The sequence below is a fragment of the Thermosynechococcus sp. PP555 genome (assembly GCF_031583225.1).
In the GTDB taxonomy this organism is placed as follows: Bacteria; Cyanobacteriota; Cyanobacteriia; order Thermosynechococcales; family Thermosynechococcaceae; genus Thermosynechococcus.
The window spans coordinates 124,657-144,103 of sequence record NZ_CP134168.1; the positions used below are offsets into that span (position 1 = coordinate 124,657).

The following is a 19,447-nucleotide window of genomic DNA, read 5'->3' on the forward strand; positions in this document are numbered from 1 at the left end:
GTTTTTTACAAAAGGCCATCCTCTATAATAACCAATCAGGCCAGCTGCATACAAGTTTCTGGAGAGCTACCGTTGAGTCCCCCCTGTGCCTGTGTCTTCTTTGATATTGATGGGGTAATTCGCGATGTCAGTCGTTCCTATCGCCGTGCCCTAGCGGATACCGTCGAGCATTTTACGGGGGGTGCCTATCGTCCCAGTCAAAAGGAAATTGACAACCTCAAGGCGGAAGGCTGCTGGAATAACGACTGGGAAGGGTCGCGTGAACTCATTTATCGCTACTTTGAACGCCAAGGGAAACCCCGCTGCCAAGTGCCCTTGGATTACGAGCGCCTTGTAATCTTTTTTGAGGAGCGCTATAGCGGCCAAAATTGGTGCGGCTATATTCAAGATGAGCCACTGCTGGTGGATGTTGCCTATTTTCAGGCTCTTGATCAGGCACAAATCCGCTGGGGGTTTGTCAGTGGTGCGACGCGGGACTCGGCAGAATATGTTCTGAAACACCGCTTGGGTCTCGATCAGCCCCTTTTGATCGCCATGGAAGATGCCCCCGGCAAACCCGACCCCACAGGACTCCGCATGGCCTACCGTCAGGCCGCGGCTCAGGAAACCATTCCTGCCTTTTATGTGGGGGATACAGTGGCGGATATGCAGACCGTTGTCAATGCCCGCAAAGAACAAGCAACAACGCCGTGGATTGCCTTAGGGGTGATTCCTCCCCATGTCAAGCCCGAAGATCGGCAACGCTATGGCGATCGCTTGCGCTCAGCGGGAGCCAGTGCAGTTTTTGAACACACGCGCGACATTACCCCAGCGATGGTGGCAGCGTTCTTAGGGCAATTGGCTGCCCACGACTCAAACTGCGGGCAATAAGATCACAGCGTTCATTGCCGACATCGCCACTATGGCCACGCACATGGTGCCACTGGACTAAGGGATCATTGAGGGCATCTAGCTCCTGCCACAGGTCTTGGTTGAGAACAGGCTTTTTGGCGGCTGTTTTCCAGCCCCGCCGTTTCCAGTTGTGGATCCACTCCGTAATTCCCTTGAGGACATATTCGCTGTCGGTGTAAAGGGCGATCGCGCTCCCCGGAGCCAGTTGGCGCCATGCCTTGAGGGCTTCAATGGCCGCCTGCAATTCCATGCGATTATTTGTGGTCGCGGGGTGATGTCCTCCCAGTTCCCGCACAGAGCCGTCGGCAAAGTAAATGACCACGCCCCAGCCCCCCGATCCCGGATTGCCTTCGCAGGCACCATCGGTATAAATGGCACGAATCTCGGTCATGAGTCTCTATGCTCTCCAAAGGTTGCAAATAAAAAAGGGTGGCCACAAGACCACCCCCGAAACAAATGGATACCAAAGACTACTTGATGCTGACTTTGGCGCCGGCTTCCTCGAGTTCTTTCTTAGCGGCTTCGGCGTCTTCTTTGGTGGCACCTTCTTTCACGGGTTTGGGCGTGGATTCCACCACTTCCTTAGCTTCCTTGAGACCCAAGCCGGTCAAAGAGCGCACCACTTTGAGCACGGCAATCTTCTTGTCGGCGGGGACTTCTTCGAGAATGACATCGAAGGCGGTTTTCTCTTCGACTTCTTCTGCGGGAGCAGCAGCCCCACCACCCACAGGAGCGGCGACCATCATGCCACCGACCGGCGCAGCGGCACTGACACCAAAGGCCTCTTCAATTTGCTTGACCAGCTCAGCGGCTTCCAGCAGGGTCAAGGATTTCAACTTTTCGAGAATTTCATCGGTTGCAGCAGACATTGTCAACTCCTATCGTTTCAAGGTTGGAAAACAAGAACAGGTGGCTTCCCAAGGGAAACCGAAAACAGGATCGATCTATGCCGCACCTTTGTCGGCGATCGCCTGGGTTGCCCGCGCCAAGGAAGCAGGAACCTCCTTGATGCCAATGGCAATCTTCGCTGTGACGGCATTGAGGGCACCAGCAATCTGCGCCATGAGTTGTTCTTTTGAGGGCAGATCACCAATGGCCTTCACTTGCGCTTCATCAAGGGCCCGTCCCTCCATGACCCCACCGCGTAGGGTGGTTTTTTTCGTGGCCTTTTGGAATTCTTGGTAGGCCTTGATCGTGCCGCCAATGTCATCCTTGACCAAGAGGAACGCCGAAGGTCCCTTAAGGAATTGGGTCATGGGTTGCCAAGTGTCACTTTCTTTAACCGCCAATTCCATCAGCGTATTTTTAGTGACCTTGCAACTGGCATTACACTTGCGCAAGCGTTGCCGCAAATCCTTCATCTCAGCATCGGTGAGACCTTGGTAGTCAATCACCAGTGCCATTTGTGACTCGCTCAGGCGTTCCTTTAGCTCCGCCACAATTTCTTTTTTGTTTGCTAGCGTGCGTCCCACGCGCATCACCTCCTGTAGTCAGTGAAAGAAAAACCCCAGCAGTGGTGCCGGGGCGATCGCCCAATCCCAACGGATGGACTTCGCAAACCTCGGCAGGAAGATTATGTCTGAGCCAGACCCCTGCGGTCTTCGGTTTCAGTCTTGAGTTGTCCAGTATTGGGCAATAGACAAGTCCTCCTTAGGCGGCTTCGGCCAGTTTTAGCTCCCGCAGGGCGTTGATGTCCACTTGAATGCTCGGCCCCATGGTGGCGGCCACATAGACACTGCGCCAGTAGCGACCCTTGGCACCACTCGGGCGGTTGCGGTCAATACTCTCTTGTAGTGCCTTGAGGTTAACGAGCAAGTCTTCGGCGCTGAAGCTAGCTTTGCCAAAGAGCACATGGACAATCCCGGTGCGATCGGCGCGGAATTCCACTTTCCCCGCCTTGAACTCTTGAATCGCTTGGGGCAAGTCAAAGGTCACCGTACCGGCTTTGGGCGATGGCATGAGCCCCCGCGGACCCAAAATCCGACCCACTTTGGCCACTTGGGGCATCATATCGGGGGTGGCAATGAGCAGATCAAAGTCCATCCGCCCCTTTTGAATTTCGTCAATGAGTTCCTCTGAACCCACAACATCGGCACCGGCGGCACTGGCTTCAGTCACTTTTTCACCCCGGGCAATGACCGCGACGCGAATCGTTTGACCGGTGCCTTTGGGGAGCGCCACAGTGGTTCGCAATTGTTGGTCGGTATATTTGGGATCAATGCCCAAGCGGATGTGGGCTTCTGCCGATTCAGGAAATTTGGCTGTGGCCGTTTCCTTCAGCAGTTGCAAGGCCTCGAGGGGAGCGTAGGGACGATCCTCCACCTTGGCATAGAGTTCGCGCAGTCGTCGCGAGAGTTTACGCATCAGAATTTACCTCCACGGGGTACTAACGAAACGCAGTTTCTCCCCCAACACAACAACGGACTCAACAGGAACACACGAAGGAAAGCTTTAGTCGGCAATGGTCACGCCCATATTGCGAGCGGTGCCTTCGATAATCCGCATGGCCGCTTCAATATCGTTGGCATTGAGATCCGGCATTTTCTTCTCAGCAATTTCCCGCAGTTGGGCACGGGTGATCCTGCCCACTTTTTTCTTGTTGGGTTCGCCGGAGCCTTTTTCAATGCCCGCAGCTTTTTGAATCAGCACGGAAGCGGGCGGCGTTTTCAGAACAAAGGTGAAACTGCGATCTTCATAGACCGAAATTTCAACGGGAACCACCATCCCCACTTGATCGGCGGTGCGAGCATTGTACTCTTTGCAGAACATCATGATGTTCACACCGTGCTGACCAAGGGCTGGACCAATGGGGGGAGCAGGGTTGGCTTTACCCGCTTGAATGGCAAGTTTAATAACTGCGACGACCTTTTTCGCCATAGTGAGTTAGCGTCCTAATCTACTTTTTCCACTTGAGTCACTTCGAGTTCGACCGGCGTTTCGCGGCCAAAAATCGAGAGTAATGCTTTCAGTTTGCTGCGCTCAGCACTGACTTCAATCACCTCTCCCTCAAAGTCCTTAAAGGGACCATTGAGAACTTTGATCTTATCACCACTATTGAGATCAATGCGGTGAACCGGTTCTTGTTCTTGGGCTTTGCGGAAGATGCGATCCACTTCGGCCGGACTCAGGGGCATGGGCTTGACGTGACCGCGGCCGCGGCCTGTACTGCGGCGTTGCTCGGCACCCACAAAGTTAATCACATTGGGGGTGTTTTTAATCACCTGCCAAGCTTCATCATCAATTTGCCATTCACCCGTTTCGGGGGACTGCTGTGCCCGCACTTGGACAAGAACATAACCGGGAAAAACTTTTTCCTCAATGGTTTGCCGCGAGCCATCTTTTTTGATTTTGATGACGGGGGTTTGGGGAATTTCAATGCGAAAGATGCGATCGGCCACATCCAGCGTATGGAGCCGCTGCTCGATGGTGCTTTTCACTTTTTTTTCGCAGCCAGAGGCCACCTGCACGGCATACCAAAACCGTTTGACCTTACCCGCTTGATCCCCTTCGGCCACTTCAACGGTGTCGTCAAGAGGATCGTTCAGATCAGAATGATCAGTAAATTCACTCACCATAGGCGCGTACTCGTAGGAATCTTTGGCTGTCTAGAAAATCAGTGTGGCCAGCCAACGAAAGAGTTCATCCACTAGGTAGATGACCGCAGCCGAAAGGGAAACGATGAGAATGACTGCCGCAGATTCGCCAATCAGACGCTGGCGATCGGGCCACACCACTTTGCTGAGTTCTTCCTTGGTTTCGCGGAAAAACTCGGTTAGATTAAAGCCACTAGTGGGCTTTTCGCCTTCGGTACTCTTGGTCACGGCGGCACTCCTTAGGGCGGGGGCAGCCCGTTGCTACCCGTTTAATTCAGCGCGATTTATTATCATAGCAGGTTTCTTCTTTTTAGGAAATCCCGATGTTTGATTGCTTGCGATCGCGCACCCTCACGACGGCTATGGGTGAGGTGGCCTACGTTACCAATGATCTCGGCAATGTTAACCCTGCTCGGCCGCCTTTATTTTTTTGGCATGGCTTTGGCGGTGGCTCGAGCCGCTATGAATGGTCGGCAGTTTATCTGGCCTTTTCAGCCGAGTATCCCCTTTTTGCTTTGGATTTGCCCGGTTGGGGCGCCTCTGAGCATCGCGATCAACCCTATACGGTGGCGGCTTATGTGGATCATTTGCTAGAGTGCCTTGGTCAATTGACGGCAGAACCAGCGGTGGTGATCACGTCGTCACTGACGGCAGCCTTTGCCATCCAAGGGGCGATCGCCCATCCCCAACGCTTCCGTGGCCTGATTCTCACCTGCCCAACGGGGTTGAGTGATTTTGGTCAAGATTACCGCCAGACCCCCCTTGCCCAGATTGCCCGCCAGCCCTATGTGGATATCGCCTTTTATCGCCTCGGCGTGGCCAATTCCCTGAGTGTGCAGTCCTTTATGGCCAATCAACAGTTTGCTCGACCTAGCCGCATCAGCCCGGAAATGATTGCCACCTATACCCAAGTAGCGCAGTCGGCGGGGGCAGAATTTGCCGCGTTGGCCTTTGTGCGGGGTGATCTCTGCTGCGATCTCAGTCGCTTTTTACCCCATTTGACGGTGCCGACCTGTATCGTTTGGGGAGAGCAGGCAAAACTCCCTCCTGTGGCCGTGGGTCAACGCTTGGCACAGTTAAACCCCGAGGCGATTCGTGCCTTTGATGTGATGCCAGAGGTGGGACTAACGCCGCAGTTGGAGTGCCCTGCGGTGATGATTGGCTGGATTGATCGCTACCTTGGCCAGTTGCTGGCCTCCCCTTGAGGTGATCTAACGCTGGGCATTGGCAGTGGCGGGTAGGGTTGTGCCATAGACACGGGGGCGATCGCCCTGGGCCAATTGGGTGCTGCCTTGAGTATCCACTGCCCAAATGGTGGCTTTGGGGTTCCCCATGGTTTGGGTTTGAAAGAGTACCCGTTGCGGATCCGTTGTGCTCCAGCCCAAAAGGGTGGCAAAGTCGTATTCATCAGCGGTGGGATAAACCGTGGCCACATGACCCACCCCCGCCTGCCAAATCCATGCGCCATCGCTAATTAAATCAGTGGCAAACAAGCCGCCAAGCTGGCGCACCAAGAGACGATTACCGGTTTCTGACCAGCCAACTGGAACTAGTACTGCAATCAGACCTTGACCTTGGGGCACCTCTGCCAAAAATTCAGGCGGCATTTCCTTGAGGCTTTCAATGCGCTGCTGACTGCCGCTCTGGCGATCGCGAATTTCAAGAACGCTCACCAGTTGTTGCCGTTGCGCCTCGGGATCAGCCGTGAAGTAGAGGGTGGCCTGTGCCACATAGCGGCCATCGGGAGAGAGATATTGGGGCGTCTGCTGAGTCAAGCGGAGAGATTTCTTAGCCTTTAGAGCAGCGGCGTGGCCGTCGTCAATCCATTTCCAAGGCAGGGGGAAAGGACTCTGAAGCGGATCTGTGACTACTGTTTCTACGGGTTGATCGGGGGCTGAGGGTCGCTGGGCTTGGGCAGGCGTTACTGGGGCGATCGCAAGGGCTGTCAATATCCCACAGATTGAGGAGATGAAAAAGCCCCGCCACGGCGCAAATCGGGTTACCATGAGGTCACTCCTCTGAAATAAAGTTTGCTTATTTTATTGACAGTTTGGTTAAACGAGTGACGACGGCTCCTCACACCTCTAGCATAGCAATTGGCCTAGGCCGATCGCAGGAAAATTAACGAAGTTTTATGCTCTTGACAGAATTAGTCAAAAAATCTTGTGACTATTTGCAATCATTGGCAGTCATTGAGATTCATTCCCAGTGGTTTCCCCTCAGTTCCCCCTCGCTCAAAGATGCGGGGACGAGCCCCTATGCAGTGAATGCTAAAGGGCATTTGGCGTGGCCCAAGGGTCGGCACTCCCTCTGGTTGGGGCAGCGAATCACGGTACCCGCGACGGTTCAAGGCTATAGTGTGGCGGGTTTAACTCTACGCCTTGATCTCACGTGGTGGGCGGATCGGGCAACGGTGTATGTCAATGGTCAGGTGGTGCATCAGGGGGATTTATTTGATCATTCGGTGAGTCTGTGCCTAGGGGAGGCGGTGACCCCCGGCCAAGCGTGGGAGGTGGTGTTGCATCTTGTGAGTCCCGGCCACGATGACGGTGCTTTGGTGAGATCAGGCCTGCGGTTTGAATCGCCAACGGGAGTGGATCCCGACTTTATTGCCACTGAGTTGGACATTTTGGCGATCTTTGGTGAAACCCTCAACCTGCAACCCCTTGAACCCCTGCTGAAGGACGTTTTAGAAAGTCATGGACAGCGCCCCATCTTAGATCCGTTACTGGCGGAGATCCACGAGAAAATGCAGGCGATCGCTACCCCCTTGCGGCACTTCACCATGCACCTGTGTGGCCATGCCCATCTGGACTTGGCGTGGCTTTGGCCGATCGCCGAAACGTGGCAAGTGGCACAGTCCACTTTTCGATCTGTATTACAGCTGAAGGAACGCTATCCCGAACTCACCTTTACCCACTCCACTCCCGCCCTCTATGCCTATTTGCAGATCCATGCCCCAGAACTTTTTGGGCGGATTCAGGAAGCCGCGGCAGCGGGTTGGTGGGATGTAGCGGCAGGCCTTTGGGTCGAACCGGAACTCAATCTCATTCATGCTGAGTCCATTGCCCGTCAGATTCTCTATGGTCAGCGGTACGTGCAGGAGGCCTTTGGTGGCATTAGCCCCATTGCTTGGTTGCCCGATACCTTTGGCTTTCCGGAACGGCTCCCCAGTTTCTTGGCTCAGGGGGGCATTCGCTACTTTGTCACCCAAAAATTGCGCTGGAATGACACCACGCGCTTTCCCCACGGTTGGTTTGTCTGGCGGGATGTGGCGGGGGCGGCGGTGAATGCCCTGATGTCAGCACCCATTGGCGAGGGGATTGCTCCTGTGAAAATGGCTGCCTATGCCCAAGAGTGGTGGCAACAAACGGGAGCGCGGCGCAGTCTCTGGCTCCCCGGTGTCGGCGATCATGGTGGTGGACCAACGGCAGACATGTTAGAACGGGTGCGACGCTGGCAACACCTCGGTGGTATTGGGCCGCAGTGGCAATGGACAACCGTGCAGCAGTATCTGGAACAATTAACCCAAGAAACACCCCCTACAACCGCTTGGCAAGGGGAACTCTACTTGGAATTCCATCGCGGCTGCTACACCAGCCATGGTGATCAAAAGGCCGCCCACGATCGCGCCCAACGCCAACTGCAAGAGGCGGAACGCTGGTGTGCCCTCGCGGCAATCACAACTTCTTTTTCCTACCCCAAAGAAGAACTCAAAGCCTGTTGGCAACAACTTCTCTTTAACCAGTTTCATGATATTCTCCCTGGCTCCTCGATTCCAGAGGTCTATGCCGAGGTGAACCCAACATGGCAGCAACTCCTGACCACGACAGAGACAGTCCTAAGGGAAGCACAAACAGCGCTGTGCCAGTCGATTGACGGCGGTGAACCGCCGGTGACAGAGGCAATTCCCGTTGTGATTTTCAATGGATTGGTGGGCGATCGCGCCGGGGTTGTCCACATTGACTTGGCGCAGCTACCGCAGGAGGTTCCCTCTTGGCGGGTTTATTGTCCACGGGGCGACTACGATTTACCAGCGCAGTTGAATGCTCCCCAAGGTTGCTTGACGTTTCGTACCCCTGAGGTGACGGGAATTGGCTACACGCTGCTGTGGCTCTGCCCGCGATCGCGCCCTGATACGTTACCAACCCCACCCTTGGGCTATGTCTTAGAAAATAACTATCTCCACGTTGAAATTGATCCGGCAACAGGGGAAATCACTAACCTGTATGACAAGTTGAATCATCGTCCCTGCTTGGGCGATCGCGGTAATCAACTGCAATTTTTCCGTGATCAGGGGCAATACTGGGATGCTTGGAACATTGACCCCAACTATGGGCAGCATCGACTGCCGGGGGCGACCCTAGAGGCTATTGAATGGGTGACGTGGCATCAACTGGAGCAGCGACTACGGGTCAGATGGCGCTTTCAGTCCTCGCAGATTCAGCAGGAGTATGTGTTGCAGTATCAAACCCCGTGGCTGCGCATTGATACGGTGATTGACTGGCAGGAGGAACATATTCTCCTCAAGGCGGCTTTTCCCTTGGCAATCAGTGCTGAGCAGATCACCTGTGAAACTCCCGGCGGCGTTACGCTGCGCCCGACCCTTCCCAATCCCCACCTCAGCGCCCATGAGCAAACAAAATGGGAGGTGCCCTTTTTAACGTGGGTGGATCTGAGTACCCCAGAGTATGGGGTGAGTCTTTTCAGCGACTGCAAGCATGGCCTTGATGCCCAAGCGAATCAACTGCGATTGACCCTGTTGCGATCGCCCACTTGGCCAGATCCGACGAGCGATCGCTGTCAGCACCGCTTTAGCTATGGTGTGTTTCCCCACAGTGACTCGTGGCAAGTGGGCGGTGTCCCGCAGCAGGCGGCTCAGTTTAATCAACCTCTGAGGGGAGAAATTGCCCCCGCCAACCCATCAGGATCATTACCGCCCCACGCTCAGCTTCTCCATTGGTCGGATGCCCGCATTCAATGCCTTGCCCTCAAACAACCAGAGGATGGACAGGGTTGGCAATTGCGAGTAGCAGAAGTGGCTGGGGAAGGGGGCACCTTGGAACTGCACTCAACGCTAATCCCATGGCAGATCAAAGCACCGCAAACACTCTTGGAGACGCCCACAGAGAATACCAACACAGTGACCCTCAGCCCATGGCAAATTCAAACCTTCCGACTACACCCTTGACCTACAATTGCGCCTTGAGGATTCTTGGCGATTCTCAGACAAATCTCCCTCACTCAAGCAGGGCAGCTTGTTGACATTACAGCACATCAATCGTCGGGAAAGCTGTTGAAACATGACTCAAGTCTAAACTATAGCTATTCCAATAAAGAATGAGATATCATCCAGCACAATACTTGCGAATCACCTCATCAATTGAACTGTTTGACCCTGCATACATCCGCGCTCGCTTCAGCGCACTAAAGTCGTGCTCAATCACATTCAAATCAGGAGAGTATTTCGGTAAAAATAACACCTCGTGACCCGCCGCTTTCACCACTGCCTGAATCACCCCTTTTGGATGAATCGGTACATTATCCATCATCAACAACGAACGTTTCTCTAACGCCGGCAAACAGTACTGACTCAGCCAGCTTACAAACCCTACCGCATTCAAATATCCGCAAAACAGCATTGGGGCGATGAAGTCTTTCTGGTGTCTATACCGTCCTGCTACTAATACCAATATCATCTAAAGAACCATATTATTTGCTTATTATGGCCAATACTACAACAGATAGTACAAACTCAGCCAATATGCTCCCATGAAACAGCCGTACCCCGCTCAATGGCCTGATTCACTCGCTTGCCCAGCAGTACCTCATAGTATTTAGGAGGCAACCCATACCCAGGGCGAATCGAACGAATACACTCTGGCGTAATCACTTCCCCTGCCACCATATCTTTGACAAAGTACAGTGAGCGGCGATACACCAGCGACTTTTTCTCCGCCTCCGTAGGCCCATAGTGCACCCGCCCCAGCGCTTGATAAGCCCGCTGCGTTTCCTCCACCAGCAGTTTCATTTCGTGGGGTTCCAAACTAAAGGCGGCATCTACCCCGCCCTCAGCACGACTCAGCGTAAAGTGCTTTTCAATGACCGTTGCCCCTAGAGCCACCGCCGCTACTGCGACACCGATGCCCAGCGTGTGATCCGATAGCCCCACTTCACAGCCAAAGAGTTCCCTTAGGTGCGGAATTGTCCGTAAGTTAGAATCCGTTGGACTCGCAGGATAAGTGCTAGTACATTTGAGCAAGACAATCTGATCATTGCCGGTTGCCCGAATTGTTCGCACCGCTTCATCCAGTTCCGCAAGAGTTGCCATCCCTGTAGACATAATGATCGGCTTACCCGTTTCGGCGACCCGCCGAATCAGGCGTAAATCCACGTTTTCAAACGAGGCAATCTTGTAAATTGGACAGTCCAACTCTTCAAGGAAATCTACTGCCGTCAGGTCAAAAGGGGTGCTGAATGCAATTAGCCCCAGTTCTTTAGCACGCTTGAAGATGGGTTCATGCCACTCCCAAGGGGTGTAGGCTTTTTGATAAAGATCGTATAGATATTCACGCTTCCATAGACTGCTCTCATCACTAATGAAAAAATCAGGCTTCTCACAGCGGAGCGTGATTGTATCCGCCGTGTAGGTCTGAAGCTTTAGGGCATGGGCACCAGACTTGGCGACTACTTCAACGATCTCTAAGGCTCTATCAAGGGACTGATTATGATTCCCTGACATTTCAGCAATGATAAAAGGTCTAGGAAAGTTGATTCTGAAGTATTTGTTTATAATCTCTACATTCATATGACTTCATAACCGCAGAAAATTTAACATAGCATGTATCAAGGGATTATAAATATTTGGTCTACGATCATAGTCTATAAATAGTGCAGCATCAGCTATATTCCAAGAAATATGACCAATGAGTAGAAAGCCTAGTAAAGTACTTGAAACCTTGATTTTAAGATAAGGCTCTATAGCAGAATTTACATCAGTTAGTTCTTGTAAATCCTCATTCTTCATATTAATAACAAACAATAGATTTCGATCTGAAATTTCTATGACGTACCTAAAGTCTGGAAAAAAATTCTCTTTCTTTTGAGCATTCCAAAGATTCATTCGTGCATAGTTCAATAATTTTCTAAAGTTAACACTTGGGTTTAACTCTATTTTTTCGTGATCATAAACTTTATCTTTTAAATATTCCTCGATATATTTCTGACGATCAGATTCAGAATAAAGTACATATGGTTCATCAGGAATTTTCTGAGCAGTAGAAAGATCAAAGGACTGGCCTGAGTTAAGTAACAAAACTCTACTATCGAGACTATACTCTTTAAGAGCTTCTAAAACAGCGCTACCTTCAGGTGGATGGGGTAAATATTCATTAAGATTAGAGCGCGATCCAGCAATAACGTACTGGTCTGCAAAAGGCATGGCATAAGTTGGCTTAAGATAAAGAACAGCATCTACAAAGCCTTGAATGCCTTGGTTGGCAATTCGCTGTTTCTCTTTGAGCTTCTCAGCGTGAGACAGATTATGATAGCAAGCTGGATATCCTGAACCACCAGTATATGGCAGTAGAGCTAGATCAACTTTTCCATAGGTGGTTTTTATGTATTCCCAAGCATCTTTGTAAGGTGTGCAATCATTTGCATTAAAAATCACAAACCCATCCCACTTTATGACTAATGCTGAATCTACTAAAGTATTTAGTTGATGATACCCTGGGTCAGGCTCTACAATATCTACAATTAAGTCTTCAAAAAGTTTCTTCGGTGATCTGGCTGGTATACAATGCACATCTCTAAATGTAAAACCATTTGATTTTAAGAAATTCAACACAAAATTTGGATTTCTATCCATTAATATCACTTCTGCATCTTTGTTAATGTGTTGAATAGTACCAGCGGAACAATGATCTTCATGAATATGAGAAATATAAACATAATCTACATGACCGATATCCTCTATGCCCACTCTTAGGGGGGGATAGTGGTACCATGCTCCATGAAAGATACCATCATCTAGCCATGGATCAAATAAGATTCTTTTATTTTTGTGCTCTAGGATCGCAGTTGCACCACCAAAAAATTTTAACCTCATCTTGCTTTCAACTCCCTATATCGGTTTAACTGCATAAAGTGTAATTTGTCGGCCTATGCCTAGGTCAGCTAATGCTCTATAAAAACGACTAAGAAAATCCTTTTTTCCTACTTTAGCTAAGTTCATCTCAAAGCTCATTCTTTTTTCATGACATCTTCTTCCTAGCTCTTGATTTCCAACATAATTATCACCAAACAAAAGAAATATCTCAATAGGAAAAGAAGATTCTATTAATTTTACATCGTACCCAATACCTTCAGCTAAATTACGTAATGTTGTTGAATTAAAGTAGTTTAAGTGTGCAGGAGGCGCAATCCACCAATCATGAAGGTTATGTATGTCACGCCCAGCTACTTGAAATGTGTTGAATTCATTTGGAACATCAATAATCAAGATACCTCCGGGCTTCAAAACTGATTCATAAATCTCTTGTAGTACACGAACAGGATCTGGTAGGTGCTCCAAAACATTGAATAAAGTAACAATATCAAAAGAATTGGGAAATACACGCATTGTATCCAAGCCAGCCTCTACAATGTTCAGCCCTCTTCGTTTTCCATATTCAATAGCATCTGATGCTGGGTCGAACCCATAACAGTCAAGTCCCTTGCTCTTAAAAAAGAGTAAAGCTTCCCCCCACCCGCAGCCTATATCTAAAAGAGTCTTACCACTAACTGTCTCTTGGCTTATATTTTCAAGATTAGATAGAACTCTATCTCTACAAAAGTCATACCAATCCTTATCTTTTTTTTGAACCTCTAAGGAAGAATCATTAAAATTTAGATTACTAGAGTAAAACTCATTAAGATAGTAGCTCTGTATCTCTTCAGATGTTGGAGTTGGCTGTATTTGTAAGAAACCATAAACTGGATGAGGTACAAGCTTATACTCTCTCATAGGTATTTACTCCTGACGTAATCTGATGCACTACTCCATCCAATATTAGCAACTAAATCAATAATAGACAAGTGACTAATAAAGTTATTACTGTCTTTTTGAGGATAAGCAGTAGGTATAAACTCTTGAAAAGTTAATTTAATCATTGAGTTATTGAATAATCCATCCTTATCTATATATTCTTTTGCACCAATCGGGCTAATGTATTCTTCGCATCCAAGATACTGGCATATTTTTATGATTTTTTCGCTTCTTTTTCCTTCTATTCCTAATTGACTAGAAACCAAAAAAACTGGTGATAGATCCAACAATTTGCTAATAAGAGTAATTATTTTGATATTGAGTTCACATAGATTAGTTATTTTTTTGTCGTAAATGATATCTATTATTGGCAATATGTGTTCAATATATCTGCATTTTGCATAGTTATTTTGAATAGAAATAGAGTGTTTTTTGCGCCAATTCTTTTTATCGTCTATCTCAATTTCATTTATCTTTTGACTCAGGCTTTTGTGTAAAATAGGTACTGTTAAAAAATGAGGTTGATGATTGATGAGTATTCTATTTCTGTTTTGCCAGCTACTTTTTTCATATTGAACGTCATCTAAGAATATAAAAATGTCTACTAGTGATATTAAATTAAAGTATCCAGCCCATGGTAAGTATGTTGGTTGCATAATTGCGCACTTCATAGGTCAGCCTTAGTCTTCCGAACTCTATACTCATGCTCTAGTATGCCCATGCTTACTACATTCTCATAACTTACTTTGTTCCAAAATTCTTCTCTTTTGATTCCTTCTACCTGAAATCCAAATGATTTGTAGAGATTAATAGCAGCTCTATTAGATTCTGAAACCTGTAAGTATATTTTGTGTAAATTAAGAAAACAGAAAGCATAATCTAAAATTAAATTAATTGCTGTTTTACCCACACCAATTCCTCTATACTTTTCATTTGCAATATAGATACCGAGCTCTGATTTCCTATTTATCCAGTCTATGAACATTAATCTAGTAATACCAATTAACAGTTCTTGATCGGGTACAATGTGATTTACTTTTATTCCTAGAATTATTTGATTTTTGTCTTTTAATACTTTGTTAAGCCATTCTTTGGTTTCGTCTAAGGTAACTGGCATCGGTTTTGCCATCAATAAATGAACTAATGATATATCATTTTTCCATTGATGTATTATTTCTACATCTTGAACAGATAAAGGCTTAAGGCAAACAGAACCAGACTCAAGCATTTTCTACACCTAGAAAAAATTGAGTTTTGAGTAAGCACTTTCTACTTTTATCCTTGTTAAGTCTGGGATTGTGTGATTTTTGATAATTTCACTGTCGTACTTAACTCTATCATACCCAATGTTACTAGCATACAGCTTCAATAACTTTGCATAACCATTTTCTAGAGAATTAAATGATAGACTATCAAGTAATATGTCATGATCTCTTTGATGCAGTAGTTCCAAAAAGGGAATTTGATTTTTGTTGGTTGGAACTACAAGACCAACTAATTGCAAATATATCCGTTCCCAAGTAACAGAGCCACCTCCACCTAAATACCATGAGCAGTGTAGCATAATCTCAGCTATTTCATCGGTTTGAATATGCAACTGTCCTTCAGGGAAATACTGCATTTGCGATTCCACTTCCGCACGGTGAGGGTTGGCTCCACCAATCACCACTTCAGGGGCAAAATCCCCAATTTCCCGCAGGATTTGCAGGGCTCGGGTTGTGTAGTTCTGGGGATCTATCCCGCCAAAAAAGACCAGTACCTTACGTGGATCAAACGGTGGGCGTCCTTGTCGCTCCAATTTTTCGCGGGCAGCAATGAACTCTGATCTGAGGAGAGCGTACTCAGGCCCTAGCAACTGGCAACAGTGCGGAGGAACTAAGCCGACGTAGCGATCCCAGCGATGTGTATAGTTTTGATCCAGCAAGACATCACAATCATGGAAGCGGTTGGCAAGGTCATCAATGACAAAAATTTGCTTGACCACTGGGCGCAACTGCTGCTCCCACGCCTTGTCAATGCCGTAGTGATCGACAACCAGCCAGTCAGGGGTTGCCTCTAGACTTTCGATAATTTGCTTGGTTTGTGCTGCATCTACTTGTTGAGGCACGCCTAGGTCAGCCGCTGTTGTGGGTTCAGCTCCCCTTGGCAGCTCATAGACCCTAAAGCCCTTTTTCTGCACAAGGGCGATGATATTGTTTGGATGGTTGCGACAAATGAAAATACAGGTTACCCCTTGCTCACGCAGCGCTGTTGCCAATGTCATACACCGCATGATGTGTCCAGTGCCAATGTGGGTTGCCGAGTCGGCACGGAAAACAATGAGCATTTCCTAGCTCTCCTCCCTAGTTGAGTCTTCGCATCTCTGCATGGCAGATTGATCCCTTTAGCAGGGTCTTGACATCCCGACCCTCTTCACACTCTTTGATGAGACCAAAGACTTCATCTAGGGCTTGACCATAGCTCTGAATGATCTCCGGTGTATGCTCTGTGCAAACATATACGGCGTTGGTTGCCAAATAGCCTCGTGCTAGCATCTCTTGAGTAATGAGGGTTTTATACGCTAGGTTGTTGGTTGTGTTCTCAAACTGAAAGCGAATCAAAGCAGGAATTCCAGAGATTCTCAGAGCCAGTTGATGCTTGACAGCTAGTTGTTGCCAAAGCTCAGCAATATTCCGACCGGTCTGAGTGATTCGTTCCCAAGAACGGGTTTTGTCCATCACTTCAAGAGTTTTTAGGCCAGCTGTCGGCCCAATGCGTTCCGTCCAAAAGGTGCTGCTAATAAATGTGGACTGAGCAGCAGTCATGACTTCCCTGCGGCCAACAACTGCGGTAATTGCGTAACCGTTGCCTAGGGCTTTGCCAAAAACGGCCATATCTGGCTCAACACCATAGATTTTGTGCAAACCGCCAAGTGCCTGCCGAAAACCTGAAGTACACTCATCAAAGATTAAAACGATTCCTCTATCGGTTGCTAGTTTTCTGACTTTTGCCAAAAAACCATCTTTTGGGGGCTCGTTGCGCTGTACCTCCATTTTGATAACGCCAATGTCATGCTGATTCACCAAGGCTTCGAGTTCATCAAACTGGTTATAGTGAAAGGGAAAGACGGTTCCCTTTAATCCTGAGGGAATGCCCTTTGGCTCTAGCCTTGGGAGTAAATGCGTAGCTAAGGTTTGCTCATCACCAAGGTTGGCGGCTAAGTACCAGTCGTGCCAGCCATGGTACCCACAGATGGCCACCGAATCCTTGCCTGTGGCTGCCCTAGCAATACGAATGGCGATCGCGTTCGCTTCACCCCCCGTTCGGGCAAACCGCACCATATCAGCCCATGGATGTAGTTCAATGAGTTTTTCAGCCAGATAGACTTCTTCTGGACAGTTGAGGGTCGATAGATTGCCTTTGGCAATAACTTGTTGAACCGCTTCATCCACTTCTGGGTGAGCGTAGCCCAAGGTATTGGTGCCAATCCCCATCATTGACATATCAATATATTCGCGGTCATCTAAGTCCCAGATGCGGCACCCCTTAGCTTTACTAAAATAGCTGGGCCAATACTCTGGCAGAAACATTTCAGCGCGCTTGGAAAGAAGCATGCTGCCCCCAGGGATGACGCGTTTAGCTCGTTTCCACAACTTTTGGCCGGTTCCTAAGATGGCTCCCTCGTTTCTGCCAATATGCTCATTCAAACTAAAAGCCGCAGGATACTCCTGCTGCATTTGCCAAATTTCCCGCCAAGAGAAGTCAATTCGCGGGGCAAAGTGCTCAATCACCTGCCGAACAACTTGGTAATCTTCCGGTTCATCAACCGTCCAGCGACAACTGGACAGGTCAATAGGTGGTTCTAAAAACCTGACCTGAAATTTGCCACTGTTCCTAATGTAAGGAGAGACATGCTCACGATCAAAGGATGAGCAGGCTTCTTGCCACGCTGCTTCTAGGGCTTGAAAGGTAAATACTTCTACATCTAGACCATCGGCAAAGCGAGTGCTGGTCGCACAATAGTCGGCACTGGAGCTTTGAAATAGATCGATAACTTGGTCAACAATTTCAGGATCAATCAATGGGCAGTCAGCTGTTATGCGTATAACAGTTTTAGCACCATACTTTTTAGCCACTTGATAATATCTATCTAAAACATCCTTTTCACTGCCTTGCTCACAACAGAACCCCAGCCCATGCACATAATCTACAATTTTCTGATTTTCTGGTTGAGAACCAGTGGCCACAACTATTTGGTCTACTAACTTGGCATTTCGCAATCGCTGAAGTAAAAAATAAATCAAGGGTCTACTGTCCGCTTTCAGCATCACTTTGCCGGGTAAGCGGGTTGAACCCATGCGTGCCTGCACAATTGCGATTTTCATAGTTGCTCCCAGCGACTAGGATGGATTAAGTCTAGATCATCACTACATAGATGACTAGGCCAAGGAGGAAGATCGGTGTTCATTGCTTCTAAGATAGCTTGCAGTTGGCCGCAACTTTCAACACCAACGAGGATCCGGTCTAGTCCCTGTTGATGGAAGGCTGCACCTAAGCAAGCTTGCAAGGGAGTGACCCTTACGGTAGCTTGCCATGTTTCTATGTTCTGCCACAGCTTAGACCAACGGGAGAACTTTTGGGGACGCTTTTCAGCGGGCATGAGGAGCAATCCCTGTAGAAAAACAGAGCGCGCGTGCACCTCAACACCATCGCTTTTTAGACGAGCCAGCCAACCCGATTTCACTAGCCGCTGGTCTAGACCGTTAAAGGGAGCCTGAACAAGATCAGGTTTAAAGTTGGGATACAGTTGCTCTAATTCTTGCGGTGAATAAATGGAAAAACCAATCTTGTCAACCCAGCCATCTTTTTTCAATTCTAGGAGTGCATCATACAACTCCTTTCCCTCTGACCTAAGGAGATCCAAGGGATGATGCAATAATAGCCCATAGAGCTTGTCTAGCTTAAGACGCTGCAGTGATCTTCTACAGTTGTCTTGAACCCACTGCTGAACATTAGACAAGTTGGAAGGTAATTTGGGAAGTTTAGTGACAACATTCCAGCTCTGAACACCAATGTCCCCTAGCCTTGCTTCACTGTCACCATAGGCTATTGCTGTATCAAGGGTATCTATGCCCACCTCTTGAGCCTGTTGTAAAATGGCTTTTGCTTCTTCAAGGGTGACTTGACCTTGCTGGTTGGCAATTCCATAGGCAAGACCAAACTGAACGGTACCAAGAGCCAAACGCTGAGTATTCATTCCGACTTGTGAAAATAGCGATCCTGCAGATCTTTTCTTAGGATGCTTGTTACCCACTGACGATCATAAGGGTCGTCTAGATCACTACCGCTGTGGTCAACAAGTGTTTCCGAAAAGCGATAAATCAAGTGATAAATGCCAAGCTGACGAAAAATTTCAGCATAGTCCTGCTTGTAGGTGTATAAGCCAGACCGATGTTTGTAGGCATTTGCTCGTAAGAAGGGAGAATCAAAATCGGAGATCACTAAGTAGCCGCCATCCTTAAGCGCTAAATCCACATTGGCGACCGCACGGCTGAGAAGGGAGCGATCAACCCAGTGAAATACCGATGAAATAACTACAATCGTTGCTTCTTGCCAAGGTAATCCTTGGGCTTGGGTGATACTCCCCTGAGTAAACTCTAAGTGGGGAAAAGCTTTTTTACCTGCGGCAATGGCTTTGCCTGAAGGTTCCACGACTCGGCAGTGCCACTGTGGGTATTGTCTTCTAAATCCTTCAGCAACCCTGCCTGAACTGCCACCAACATCAATGAGTATTCCCTGCGCTGGCAAAGTCAGATGTGATAGAGCCCGTAAAATTCTATCGTTAGCCGGTGCAGGTTCGGTGGCACTTGCTGCATTGCGCTCATACCATGCATCGGCTTCTTGATTGACAAAAATAGTATCTTGTTGGTTGAGAGAGGTCATATGAAATGATGAT

At 48.5% G+C, this 19,447-nt stretch carries 20 protein-coding genes, 1 pseudogene and 1 other annotated feature; of the genes and pseudogenes, 3 read left to right on the forward strand and 18 right to left on the reverse strand.

Going from position 1 to position 19,447, the window contains the following annotated elements; all coding sequences use genetic code 11:
• Positions 1 to 72: 72 nt before the first annotated feature.
• Positions 73 to 870, forward strand: a complete 798-nt coding sequence (locus RHH27_RS00600; RefSeq protein WP_302678567.1) for a TIGR01548 family HAD-type hydrolase — start codon at positions 73 to 75, stop codon at positions 868 to 870.
• Here RHH27_RS00600 and rnhA read toward each other — a convergent pair.
• The 7 genes from rnhA to secE form a co-directional block, all read right to left on the reverse strand.
• Positions 803 to 1,282 carry a ribonuclease HI gene (rnhA, locus tag RHH27_RS00605; RefSeq protein ID WP_302678568.1) on the reverse strand — a complete coding sequence of 160 codons (480 nt, stop codon included), beginning with the start codon at positions 1,280 to 1,282 and terminating at the stop codon, positions 803 to 805. The two genes, RHH27_RS00600 and rnhA, sit on opposite strands and share 68 nt — an antisense overlap.
• A 79-nt stretch (positions 1,283 to 1,361) precedes the next feature.
• Positions 1,362 to 1,760, reverse strand: a complete 399-nt coding sequence (gene rplL / locus RHH27_RS00610; RefSeq protein ID WP_149817205.1) for a 50S ribosomal protein L7/L12 — start codon at positions 1,758 to 1,760, stop codon at positions 1,362 to 1,364.
• 75 nt (positions 1,761 to 1,835) lie between these two features.
• The gene (gene rplJ / locus RHH27_RS00615; protein WP_149817208.1) at positions 1,836 to 2,363 is read right to left on the reverse strand and encodes a 50S ribosomal protein L10; all 528 of its coding nucleotides are present in this window, start codon (positions 2,361 to 2,363) and stop codon (positions 1,836 to 1,838) included.
• Positions 2,364 to 2,381: 18 nt separating this feature from the next.
• Positions 2,382 to 2,514 (reverse strand) — a sequence feature (ribosomal protein L10 leader region).
• A 27-nt stretch (positions 2,515 to 2,541) separates the two neighbouring features.
• The gene (gene rplA / locus RHH27_RS00620) at positions 2,542 to 3,258 is read right to left on the reverse strand and encodes a 50S ribosomal protein L1 (protein WP_190278287.1); all 717 of its coding nucleotides are present in this window, start codon (positions 3,256 to 3,258) and stop codon (positions 2,542 to 2,544) included.
• An 84-nt stretch (positions 3,259 to 3,342) separates the two neighbouring features.
• Positions 3,343 to 3,768, reverse strand: coding sequence for a 50S ribosomal protein L11 (gene rplK, locus RHH27_RS00625; protein ID WP_206200619.1), 426 nt, complete (start codon positions 3,766 to 3,768; stop codon positions 3,343 to 3,345).
• A gap of 14 nt (positions 3,769 to 3,782) precedes the next feature.
• Positions 3,783 to 4,466 (reverse strand): transcription termination/antitermination protein NusG, encoded by a 684-nt coding sequence (gene nusG, locus RHH27_RS00630; protein ID WP_149817215.1) that lies wholly within the window; start codon positions 4,464 to 4,466, stop codon positions 3,783 to 3,785.
• Positions 4,467 to 4,496: 30 nt separating this feature from the next.
• On the reverse strand, positions 4,497 to 4,712 hold the full coding sequence (gene secE / locus RHH27_RS00635; RefSeq protein ID WP_149817217.1) for a preprotein translocase subunit SecE: 216 nt from the start codon (positions 4,710 to 4,712) through the stop codon (positions 4,497 to 4,499).
• Positions 4,713 to 4,807: 95 nt separating this feature from the next.
• Here secE and RHH27_RS00640 point away from each other — a divergent pair, with 95 nt between their 5' ends.
• On the forward strand, positions 4,808 to 5,689 hold the full coding sequence (locus RHH27_RS00640; RefSeq protein WP_302678569.1) for an alpha/beta fold hydrolase: 882 nt from the start codon (positions 4,808 to 4,810) through the stop codon (positions 5,687 to 5,689).
• A gap of 6 nt (positions 5,690 to 5,695) precedes the next feature.
• Here RHH27_RS00640 and RHH27_RS00645 read toward each other — a convergent pair whose 3' ends face one another.
• Entirely contained in the window at positions 5,696 to 6,490 is a 795-nt protein-coding gene (locus RHH27_RS00645) for a hypothetical protein (RefSeq protein WP_206200621.1), read from the reverse strand.
• 176 nt (positions 6,491 to 6,666) lie between these two features.
• On the opposite strand from RHH27_RS00645, the gene RHH27_RS00650 reads away from it, so the two are divergent.
• The gene (locus tag RHH27_RS00650; protein ID WP_302678570.1) at positions 6,667 to 9,675 is read left to right on the forward strand and encodes a glycoside hydrolase family 38 C-terminal domain-containing protein; all 3,009 of its coding nucleotides are present in this window, start codon (positions 6,667 to 6,669) and stop codon (positions 9,673 to 9,675) included.
• A gap of 157 nt (positions 9,676 to 9,832) precedes the next feature.
• Here the strand turns inward: RHH27_RS00650 and RHH27_RS00655 are convergent.
• From RHH27_RS00655 to RHH27_RS00700, 10 genes and pseudogenes are all read right to left on the reverse strand, one after another.
• Positions 9,833 to 10,171 (reverse strand): annotated as a pseudogene (locus RHH27_RS00655) (transposase); the annotation flags it as partial.
• Positions 10,172 to 10,239: 68 nt separating this feature from the next.
• Positions 10,240 to 11,292 (reverse strand): pseudaminic acid synthase, encoded by a 1,053-nt coding sequence (pseI, locus tag RHH27_RS00660; protein WP_315862895.1) that lies wholly within the window; start codon positions 11,290 to 11,292, stop codon positions 10,240 to 10,242.
• Between the two features lie 6 nt (positions 11,293 to 11,298).
• On the reverse strand, positions 11,299 to 12,594 hold the full coding sequence (locus RHH27_RS00665) for an MBL fold metallo-hydrolase (protein ID WP_302678572.1): 1,296 nt from the start codon (positions 12,592 to 12,594) through the stop codon (positions 11,299 to 11,301).
• A gap of 15 nt (positions 12,595 to 12,609) precedes the next feature.
• The gene (locus tag RHH27_RS00670; protein ID WP_302678573.1) at positions 12,610 to 13,491 is read right to left on the reverse strand and encodes a bifunctional 2-polyprenyl-6-hydroxyphenol methylase/3-demethylubiquinol 3-O-methyltransferase UbiG; all 882 of its coding nucleotides are present in this window, start codon (positions 13,489 to 13,491) and stop codon (positions 12,610 to 12,612) included.
• Positions 13,488 to 14,168 carry a WbqC family protein gene (locus RHH27_RS00675; RefSeq protein ID WP_302678574.1) on the reverse strand — a complete coding sequence of 227 codons (681 nt, stop codon included), beginning with the start codon at positions 14,166 to 14,168 and terminating at the stop codon, positions 13,488 to 13,490. The genes RHH27_RS00670 and RHH27_RS00675 overlap by 4 nt, the downstream gene beginning before the upstream one ends.
• An 11-nt stretch (positions 14,169 to 14,179) precedes the next feature.
• A complete protein-coding gene (locus RHH27_RS00680) occupies positions 14,180 to 14,740 on the reverse strand; it encodes a GNAT family N-acetyltransferase (RefSeq protein ID WP_302678575.1) in 561 nt (186 codons plus the stop codon).
• Positions 14,741 to 14,749: 9 nt separating this feature from the next.
• A complete protein-coding gene (pseG, locus tag RHH27_RS00685) occupies positions 14,750 to 15,838 on the reverse strand; it encodes a UDP-2,4-diacetamido-2,4,6-trideoxy-beta-L-altropyranose hydrolase (protein WP_302678576.1) in 1,089 nt (362 codons plus the stop codon).
• 16 nt (positions 15,839 to 15,854) lie between these two features.
• Complete coding sequence (locus RHH27_RS00690; protein ID WP_302678577.1) at positions 15,855 to 17,876, reverse strand: aminotransferase class III-fold pyridoxal phosphate-dependent enzyme; 2,022 nt, start codon at positions 17,874 to 17,876, stop codon at positions 15,855 to 15,857.
• Positions 17,873 to 18,805, reverse strand: a complete 933-nt coding sequence (locus RHH27_RS00695) for an aldo/keto reductase (protein WP_302678578.1) — start codon at positions 18,803 to 18,805, stop codon at positions 17,873 to 17,875. Before RHH27_RS00695 ends, RHH27_RS00690 begins: the two co-directional genes overlap by 4 nt.
• Positions 18,745 to 19,434 carry a trans-aconitate 2-methyltransferase gene (locus RHH27_RS00700; protein ID WP_302678579.1) on the reverse strand — a complete coding sequence of 230 codons (690 nt, stop codon included), beginning with the start codon at positions 19,432 to 19,434 and terminating at the stop codon, positions 18,745 to 18,747. The genes RHH27_RS00695 and RHH27_RS00700 overlap by 61 nt, the downstream gene beginning before the upstream one ends.
• Positions 19,435 to 19,447: the final 13 nt, after the last annotated feature.